General features: G+C 68.3%; 8 protein-coding genes and 2 pseudogenes. 6 read left to right on the forward strand and 4 right to left on the reverse strand.

Features of this window, described 5'->3' with window-relative positions:
* Nucleotides 1–88: 88 nt before the first annotated feature.
* The 3 genes and pseudogenes from A5646_RS07010 to A5646_RS07020 all read right to left on the reverse strand — a co-directional run bounded on the left by A5646_RS07010 (nucleotide 89) and on the right by A5646_RS07020 (nucleotide 2,941).
* Complete coding sequence (locus A5646_RS07010; RefSeq protein WP_067020807.1) at nucleotides 89–484, reverse strand: hypothetical protein; 396 nt, start codon at nucleotides 482–484, stop codon at nucleotides 89–91.
* Between the two features lie 54 nt (nucleotides 485–538).
* A pseudogene (locus A5646_RS07015) lies at nucleotides 539–1,159 on the reverse strand (PPE family protein); the annotation flags it as partial.
* Nucleotides 1,160–1,198: 39 nt separating this feature from the next.
* Nucleotides 1,199–2,941: an amidohydrolase family protein gene (locus A5646_RS07020; RefSeq protein ID WP_067020810.1), complete on the reverse strand. Its 1,743-nt coding sequence runs from the start codon at nucleotides 2,939–2,941 to the stop codon at nucleotides 1,199–1,201.
* A 47-nt stretch (nucleotides 2,942–2,988) separates the two neighbouring features.
* On the opposite strand from A5646_RS07020, the pseudogene A5646_RS07025 reads away from it, so the two are divergent.
* The 3 genes and pseudogenes from A5646_RS07025 (at nucleotide 2,989) to A5646_RS07035 (ending at nucleotide 4,753) form a co-directional block, all read left to right on the forward strand.
* Nucleotides 2,989–3,359 (forward strand): annotated as a pseudogene (locus tag A5646_RS07025) (VOC family protein).
* A 10-nt stretch (nucleotides 3,360–3,369) separates the two neighbouring features.
* On the forward strand, nucleotides 3,370–3,888 hold the full coding sequence (locus A5646_RS07030; RefSeq protein WP_066867530.1) for a mycothiol transferase: 519 nt from the start codon (nucleotides 3,370–3,372) through the stop codon (nucleotides 3,886–3,888).
* A gap of 10 nt (nucleotides 3,889–3,898) precedes the next feature.
* Entirely contained in the window at nucleotides 3,899–4,753 is an 855-nt protein-coding gene (locus A5646_RS07035; protein WP_067020813.1) for a hypothetical protein, read from the forward strand.
* Between the two features lie 9 nt (nucleotides 4,754–4,762).
* On the opposite strand, the gene A5646_RS07040 is transcribed toward A5646_RS07035, so the two are convergent.
* Complete coding sequence (locus A5646_RS07040) at nucleotides 4,763–6,496, reverse strand: cytochrome c biogenesis protein DipZ (protein WP_067020815.1); 1,734 nt, start codon at nucleotides 6,494–6,496, stop codon at nucleotides 4,763–4,765.
* 121 nt (nucleotides 6,497–6,617) lie between these two features.
* On the opposite strand from A5646_RS07040, the gene A5646_RS07045 reads away from it, so the two are divergent.
* The 3 genes from A5646_RS07045 to A5646_RS07055 all read left to right on the forward strand — a co-directional run.
* A complete protein-coding gene (locus tag A5646_RS07045) occupies nucleotides 6,618–7,304 on the forward strand; it encodes a TetR/AcrR family transcriptional regulator (protein WP_156749391.1) in 687 nt (228 codons plus the stop codon).
* A 72-nt stretch (nucleotides 7,305–7,376) separates the two neighbouring features.
* Entirely contained in the window at nucleotides 7,377–7,925 is a 549-nt protein-coding gene (locus A5646_RS07050) for an MmpS family transport accessory protein (RefSeq protein WP_066867520.1), read from the forward strand.
* On the forward strand, nucleotides 7,922–8,498 hold a 577-nt coding region (locus A5646_RS07055; protein WP_156749028.1), incomplete at its 3' end, for an MMPL family transporter. The genes A5646_RS07050 and A5646_RS07055, both read left to right, overlap by 4 nt.

The raw sequence follows: 8,498 nt of genomic DNA on the forward strand, positions 1-8,498 counted from the left end.
GCGGCGCCCGGCTCGGACCTGAGGCGGCGACCCGCGGCGCCCGGCTTCGCCGCGCTTGCGATCGCCACGGCCGCGCTTGCGATCGCCGCTAGGCCGGCAGCGAGAAGACCACGCAGTCGTGCAGGCAGCCCCTGGCCGCGTCCGCCGACTCGGCGTCGCGGTGCAGCAGCGCGCGGGTGGGAACCACGGTCAGGCGGGCGGTCTGTTCGCCGGCGTCGGTCACCTCGGCGCTGCCATCGACGATCAGCGAGTAGCCGCCCGGCTCGGCGGGCGGCCACAACAGGGTGACGTCGGCCCGCTGGGCGAGGTTGTTGCGGGTCCGGCCGCCGATGAGTCCGACGTCCAGAGTGGCCCCATCGAGCCGCGGCTCGACCGTCACGGTGTGCACGCGGTAGTCGTCGTCGACCGTGATCAGGTACCCGTAGGGGTAGTCGACCAGCGCATCGGCCAGCGCCTCGAGGTCGACCTTCTTCTTGGTGCGCATGATCTTCCAGGATAGGCGCGGGGTGCCGCGCTACTGCGGCGCCGAGGGCCGCAGGAATCCGGCGATGCGCGAGGTGTAGCCGCGGGCGACGGCACCGGAGCTGGCCGGGCGCGTGACGGCGGTGCTGGTGTTGGAGAAGCCGAGGTTCTGCAACACCTGATTCCAGGGTGGCAGCTTGGCCACGGCCGCCGACGCGTCGGCGTGGTAACCGAACATCGCCGCGACGTCTGAAGCCCACATCTGCTCGTAGGCGGCCTCGATGTCGGCGATGGCCGCGGTGTTCTGACCCAGGTGGTTGTTTGCCGCCAACGCGCGCACCAGGGCGCGGTTGGCTGCGACGACGGCCGGCTGCACGGTGGCCGCCAGCGCCACCTCGAACGCCGTCGCGATGGCCGAGGCCTGGTGTGACACCTCTTCGGCCTGCGCGGCCGCCGCGGACAGCCAGCTCACGTATTGGCTGGCGACCGACATCATGGCCGTCGACGACGCGCCCTGCCATGACCCGCTGGCGAGATCTGACGTCACCGAAGAAAATGACGATGCCGACGATGCCAACTCCCCGGCCAGCCCGTCCCACGCCGCCGCGGCAGCAAGCAGCGGCCCGGGACCTGGACCGGAGAAAATTAGTGCCGAGTTGACTTCTGGCGGCAACCACGCAAAATGCGGGTTCGTCACGGAACCCAACTTAGCTGGTATATGCCACTTTTGGTGGCGTTATCGCGAGGCTACGGGGACGGGCTGGCGCCCACGGACCAACCTGCCTGGGCGGGCATCGGTGGGAACGCCGTTTTCGGCGATCACTTCCCCGGCCACGATCGTGGCGACATACCCCTCGGCGGTCTGGTCCAGGCGCCGCCCCCCGGCGGGCAGGTCGTAGCTGATCACCGGCTTGTGCAGCCGCAGGGCGGCGTGGTCGATGACGTTGAGATCGGCCTTGTAGCCCACCGCGATTCGGCCGCGATCACCCAGACCGGCGACGCGGGCCGGCACCGACGTGAGCTCGCGAACCGCCTCGGGCACCGTGAACCGCCCGGCCTTGCGGTCGCGTGCCCAGTGCGTCAGGAAGTAGGTGGAGTAGCTGGCGTCGCAGATCATCCCGTAGTGCGCCCCGCCGTCGCCGAGACCAAGCACCACGTCGTCGCGGTGCAGCAGTTCGCCGACCGTGTCCAGCGAGTTGTTCTGCAGGTTGCTGGTCGCGACCAACAGCATGGCCCGGCCGTCGTCGTCGAGCAGCCGGTCGTAGGCCTCCTCCATCGGGTCCACGCCGCGGGCGCGGGCGCGGGCGCCGATGCTGGTGGACGGGTCGGGCTCGTAGTCGGGGGTGTCGCCCAGCGGGAAGATCCAGTCCCACATCTGTGCCACGTACAGAATCGGGTGCCCGTGGCCGGGCTTGTCGGCCAAGATGCGGGCGCGGACCTCGGGCTTGCGCATCTCGGCGACCCGCTCGGCCAGCGGCAGGTGCGCGATCTCGCGGTAGCTGGGGTAGAGCACGAACGGGTTGGCCGTCAGCTGCAGGCCGATGATCAAGCCGATCGGGCGGGGCAGCAGCTGCGCCGTGACTCGGACCTCGCCGCCGTCGGCGGCGCTATTCGCCTTCTCGATCATCGTGATGGCGTCCGGCCAGGACGGGTCGCCGGAGTTGGCGACGACGAGGGTGAAGGTGACCGGCAGCCCGACGTCCTCGGCGACGTCGAACACCGTCTGCAACACCGGCTGATAGCCGCCCGACGGGATGTCCGGGACGAACTGCAGCAGCCCGCCGCCGCCGTCCACGATACCGCGGGCGATCTCCTCGATCTCCTCGCGGGCGGCCTCGTAACTCGGTATGGGCGAACCGCTTTCGGTCTTGTGGATGGTCAACCGCGACGACGCGAAGCCAAGCGCGCCGACCTCGATCGCCTCCTTGGCCAGCTCCCGCATCTTGGCCAGGTCGTCTGCGGTGGCCGGCTCGCGGTCGGCCCCGCGCTGGCCCATCACGTACACCCGCAGCGGCGAGTGCGGCAGATACGCCGCCACGTCGATGTCCCGCCTGCCCGACTCGAGCGCGTCCAGGTATTCGGGGAAGGTCTCCCACGTCCACGGCAGGCCGTCGGTCATGACGACGCCGGGAATGTCTTCCACACCGGCCATCACGTCGACGAGCACGTCGTGGTCCTCTTGGCGGCAGGGCGCGAAGCCCACCCCGCAGTTGCCCATCACCACCGTCGTCACGCCGTGCGCGGAGGACGGGGTCAGGCGTTCCGACCAGATGGACTGGCCGTCGTAGTGGGTGTGCAGGTCGACGAATCCGGGCGTGACCAGCAGGCCGGTGGCGTCGATCTCGCGCGCCGCGGCCTCGCCGTTGACGTTGCCGACGGCCGCGATGACGCCGTCGCGCACCGCCACGTCGCCGACGTACGGCTCACCGCCCAGCCCGTCGACGATGGTGCCGTTGCGGATGATGAGGTCGTAAGTCATCCAAACAATCTACGACCGTTGCGGTGGCTCGTGCCAGGATCATCCCCGTGATCGATCACGTGGGAATCAACTGCGCCGACTACGCCAAATCTCAGCGGTTTTACGACGCGGTGCTGGGCACGCTGGGGTTCTCCCGGCAGCTGGATGTCGGTCGGGCCATCGGGTACGGGCGGGCGGTGAGCCGACGTTCTGGATCTCCTGCGAGCTCGCCGGACCCAATCGGGAAGTCCACCTCGCCTTCGAGGCGGCCGACGAGCACGCGGTGCGCGCCTTCTACGAGGTGGCCGTCGAGTTGGGCGCCGAGCCGCTCCACGCGCCGCGGCTCTGGCCGGAATACCACCCCGGATACTTCGGGGCCTTCGTGCGCGATCCCGACGGCAACAACGTGGAGGCGGTCTTCCACGGGATCCTCCCGTAGTGTCGCGAACATGGCCCGCACCGACGATGCCGCCGTTTTGCAAGAGCTCCTGCGCGACGCGTTCACCCGGCTGATCGAACACGTCGACGAGATCACCGAGGGGCTGACCGACGAGGTGTCCGGCTACCGGCCGGCCCCGCGCGCCAACAGCATCGCCTGGCTGTTGTGGCACAGCGCGCGCATTCAGGACCTTCAGCTCGCCGACGTCGCCGGCGTGGAGCAGGTGTGGTTCCGCGACGGCTGGGTGGACCGGTTCGGACTGGACCTGCCGCGCAACGACACCGGCTACGGACACGGGCCCGACGACGTGGCCAAGGTGAAGGCGCCCGCGGACCTGCTCTCCGGCTACTACCACGCGGTGCACAAGTTCACCCTCGAGTACGTCGCCGGCGTGAGCGCGCAGGAGCTGGCCCGCGTCGTGGACACCAACTGGGATCCGCCGGTGACGGCCAGCGCGCGGTTGGTGAGCATCATCGACGACTGCGCCCAGCACCTGGGGCAGGCCGCCTACGTGCGGGGGATTGCGTAGATTCGCAGGCGTGCGATTCGCGGCGACCGTGCTGTTGTGGCTCATCACCACGCTCGCGTTGGCAATCGCGATCCCCGCGGCGTGGACGCAGCTGCACGTCGTTGACGCCGACGGCTACGCCGCGCTGGCGCGGCGCGCGGCGACCGACCCGGGCCTGCAGTCCGCCATGGCGGACGAATTAACCTCTCGGGCAACGACTCTGGCCGTCGAGCATGGCGGGGGCCGCTATCCGCTCGACACTTCCGAGGTGCGCCAGGCGGCCGGCGACTTCACCGCCGGCCCGGCATTCCCGCCGCTGTTCGCCCAGGCGAACCGTTCGGTGCACGGCTGGCTGTTCAGCGACCCGGCGGCCGCCGAGAACGGCAACCAGTGGGCGGTCGACGTGGCGCCGATGCTCAAGGACCCCTCGATCCAGCCGCTGCTGAGCCGCCACAACGTGACGGTCCCCGCGAAATTAACTGTCCCACTTACTGTTTCGATACCAAAATCGATGCGGCAGGGGCGGCTTAGTCCGCTGGCCACCTGGGGCCCGTGGGTGAGCGTCGGTGCGGCGGCGCTGTGCGGTGTCTGCGCGGTGCTCACGCTGGCCACCGCACGCCGCCGCGGCAAGGCGCTGAGCAGCCTGGGCGTCTCGGCGCTGCTCGTCGGCGCGGCCGGATGGGCCGGCATCGAGGTCGCCGGCCGTTACCTCAACGGCGCGCTCAACCACACCACCGGCAACGTCCGGGTGGTGGCAGAGGTGATGGTCGGGCACGCCGAAGCCGGGATGCACCAATGGCTCAACGTCGCGCTGTTCGCCGGCGCCGCCCTGGTTGCGCTCGGCGTGATCGTTGCCATGCTGGGCGGCCTCGCCAAGAAGTCGTGAGCGCGCCGGTTAGCCGAACGTGAACGAAAACACCTGCAGGCCCTTGCTGACTTGCATGTCCAGCTGATCGCGATGCGCGGCGTCGTCGGCGACGATCCGGTGCAACGTGGGCGCTCCGCCGATCGATGTCGTGGTGGTCTTGCCGTCCCGGGTCACGGTGACGGTGCCGGTCCCACCGACGACGGCGTAGACGTCCTTGGCGGTGTAGTTCAATCGGACGGCCGAGTCGTCGCCGTCGGCGGTGGCCCCCTGGTCGTCCAGCGTCCACCGGCCGCGCAGGGCGAACTCGTCGTCGGCCAGGTTCGGCGGGTAGCTCAGCGTTGCGGCGCCCTGCTTGTAATCCCCGGTGCCGCCGTAGTTTCCGGACTTACTGACACCCAGGTAGGTCTCGGGTGTGAGCCTGGTCTGCGGAGTCATGTCGGCGGAATGGGACGGTGCCGGCAACAGGGCGCCGGGATGGGCGTCGACCAGTAGCGTGCGGATCAGCTTTTCGGTGCCGTCGTAGTCGCCCTCGCCGAATTGGGTATGCCGCACTTGCCCGTTCGCGTCGATCAGATACTCGGCGGGCCAGTACAGGTTTCCGAAGTTGTTCCACGTCGCGTAGTCGTTGTCCAGCGCGATGGGATAGGTGATGTGCAGGTCGGCGGCGCCGCTGGCCACATTGGCGGGCACCCGCTCGAAGGCGTACTCGGGGGTGTGCACCCCGATGACGAGGAGTCCGTTGTCGCGATACCGGTTGTACCAATCGATCACATGCGGGATGGCGCGCTGGCAGTTGATGCACGAGTAGGCCCAGAAGTCGATCAGGATCACCTTGCCGCGCACCGATGCGGGGTCCAGCGGTTTGCCGTCCGGGGTGTTGAGCCACCCGGTGACGCCGGTGAGCGCGGGGGCCGGTCCGCATTGCTGTAGGTCGGCGGAGCCGTTGGAGCAGTCGCTCAGCGCGCCGTCGATGGTGGTGCCGGGCCGGCTCAGCTGCAGCCCGCCCTGAGTTGACCGCTGCGCGGGGGCGGGGCCCAGGCTGCGCTCGATGTCGTTGGCGCCCAACCTGTTCTGCATTGCCGTCGTGTAGTCGGGCACGGCGCGCTGCAGCATCGCCGGCAGGTTGAACACCAACGCCACGGCCAGCACGATCATCGCTACCCCGCCGGCGACCTGAATCGCGCGTTGCCGGCGGCGGAACGCGGCCACGCGTTCGGCGACGCGGCGCCCGGCCAGTGCGAAGGCCAGTAACGGCAACGCGTTGCCGATGGCGAATGTCGCCGTCAGCACCAGCGCACCGGGGCCGATCGACGAGGTGCCGCCGGCCACCACAATGGCGGCCAGCACTGGGCCCGCGCACGGTACATACAGGGCGCCCAGCGCCAGGCCCAGCCCGAAACCGTCTGCGCCAGAGCCGGTTTGGCGTTGCGGAAAGTATGCGAACGGGCGCTCGAGCAGGTGCTGCACGGGCGGGAAGATCAGCCCCACGCCGATCAACACCAGCACCACCAAGGCGGCCCAGCGGATCGCGTCCTGCGGCAGGTGCAGCGCCGTCAGCAGTGCGGAACCGATCAACGTGGCCAGGCTGAAGCTGCATACCAGGCCGGCGATCACCAGGTACGGGCGCGCCGCGGAACTCACGCCGCGGGCGCGCCCGCTGTCCATGCCGGACAGGAGCACGACGGGAAGCACCGGCAGGATGCACGGCGAGATACCGGTGATCAGGCCGCCGAGGAACCCGATCAGGGCGATGGTCTGCACGGGCTAGTCGCAGGCGCGCGAGGGACGCCGGGTGATGAGCATGGCTACACCTTTACCTGTTTGGCGCCCGGGCTGTGACGCGTTGCAAATCACATGACGTGCGTTATGCAAATCACACAACGTGCGTTACGCTCGGCCGGTGGCGCAACTAACATTCCAGCGCGCCCGCACCGAGGAAAAGAAGCGCCAACGTGCGGAGGCCCTCGTGGAAGCCGCACGGTCGCTGGCGATGGAAACCGGCGTCGCGTCGGTCACCCTGACCGCGGTCGCCAGCCGTGCCGGAATTCACTATTCGGCGGTGCGTCGCTACTTCACCTCGCACAAGGAAGTTCTGCTGCACCTGTCCGCCGAGGGCTGGGTGCGATGGTCGAACATCGTGTCCGAGAAACTGGCCAAGCCCGGCGCGAAGTCGCCCTCGCGCATCGCCGAGACGCTGGCCGAAGCCCTGGCCGACGACCCGCTGTTCTGTGACCTGCTGGCCAACCTGCACCTGCACCTCGAACACGAGGTGGACGCCGAACGGGTCATCGAGGTCAAGCGCATCAGTACCGCCGCCACGCTCTCGCTCGCCGATTCCATCGAGAGCGCGCTGCCCGAACTCGGGCGATCGGGGTCGCTCGACATCCTGCTGGCCGCGTACTCGTTGGCGGCCACGCTGTGGCAGGTCGCGAACCCGCCGGAACGGCTTACCGACGCCTACGCCGAGGAGCCGGAAGTGGTTCCCCCCGAATGGAATCTGGACTTCGCGTCCGCGCTGACCCGACTGCTGACGGCTACGTGCGTCGGGCTCATCTCGGGATCGCAATGAACGCAGAGAGGAGGCCGGGGGGCTGTGGCTTGGCGAACTACAACCGGTGAACGGGAAGGACTTGGAGCGTCCATGACGACGACTGAGCCAAGGACCGAGCCGCTGCAGAAGCAGGGCTCCGCCGATAGGGAGGGCGAAATGGCCGCTCCGCAGCGCCCTAGGAAAAAGGGGTTCTTCGCGCGTTTCTGGCTGGTGCTCACGATCGCGGCTGTCGTCGCGCTGTCGGGATTCGTCGTATACCGATTGCACGGCGTCTTCGGCGTTCACCGCGGTTCGTTCGGTGGCGGCACCTCGGGCGAGGTCCTCGACGAGTTCAACGCCAAGACGATCACGCTCCAGGTCTGGGGTCCGCCGGGCAGCACGGCAACCATCAACTATCTCGACGAAAACTCCCACCCCCAGCAGGCCCTCAACGTGCCCTTGCCTTGGAGCAAAGTATTGAGTTCGACGAAGCCCGGGATCCCGGCAAACCTGGTGGCGCAAGGAGACGGCAGCTGGATCGCCTGCCAGTTCGTGGTGAACAAGCACGACGGGAGTGGTGACGTCATCAAAACTCCGAATCGCTCAGATCCCAACCAAACCGTGAACGCCTTCGTCTATTGCCTGGACAAATCCGCATGAGCGAACCAGCCGCGGTTCCGCCGCGCGTCGACCAGCCGCTGATCCCGCCGTTCCTGCCGCGGATGATCCACCGGCTGGCGCTGCCGATCGTCCTGGTGTGGTTGGGCATCGTGTTCGTCACCAACACCGTGGCCCCGCAGCTGGAGGTCGTCGCCAAAACCCACTCGGTGTCGATGAGTCCCACCGACGCGGCGTCCTTTCAGTCGATGATGAAGGTCGGATCGACGTTCAAAGAGTTCAACTCCGACAACTCGGCCATGATCCTGCTGGAGGGCGACAAGCCACTCGGGGCCGAAGCGCACCGCTACTACGACGAGATCGTCAGGCGCGTCGAGCAAGACAAGAAGCACGTTCAGCACGTCCAGGATTTCTGGAGTGATCCGCTGACGGCGGCGGGTTCCCAGAGCCACGATCAAAAGGCCGCGTACGTCCAGGTTTACCTCGCCGGCAACATGGGCGGCGGGCTGGCGAACGAGTCCGCCGCGGCCGTCCGCAAGATCGTGGACTCGGTGCCCGCGCCGCCGGGAATCAAGGCCTACGTCACCGGCGCGGGCCCGCTGTTCGCCGATCAGT

This window comes from Mycobacterium sp. 1245499.0 (genome assembly GCF_001673615.1).
Taxonomy (GTDB): Bacteria; Actinomycetota; Actinomycetes; order Mycobacteriales; family Mycobacteriaceae; genus Mycobacterium; species Mycobacterium europaeum_A.

What these genes read in the sequence shown, in the direction of transcription:
- A5646_RS07050 (WP_066867520.1), top strand. Translation starts at nt 7,377, where the DNA reads ATGACGACGACTGAGCCAAGGACCGAGCCGCTGCAGAAGCAGGGCTCC.
- A5646_RS07030 (WP_066867530.1), top strand. Translation starts at nt 3,370, where the DNA reads ATGGCCCGCACCGACGATGCCGCCGTTTTGCAAGAGCTCCTGCGCGAC.
- A5646_RS07010 (WP_067020807.1), bottom strand. Translation starts at nt 484, where the DNA reads ATGCGCACCAAGAAGAAGGTCGACCTCGAGGCGCTGGCCGATGCGCTG.
- A5646_RS07020 (WP_067020810.1), bottom strand. Translation starts at nt 2,941, where the DNA reads ATGACTTACGACCTCATCATCCGCAACGGCACCATCGTCGACGGGCTG.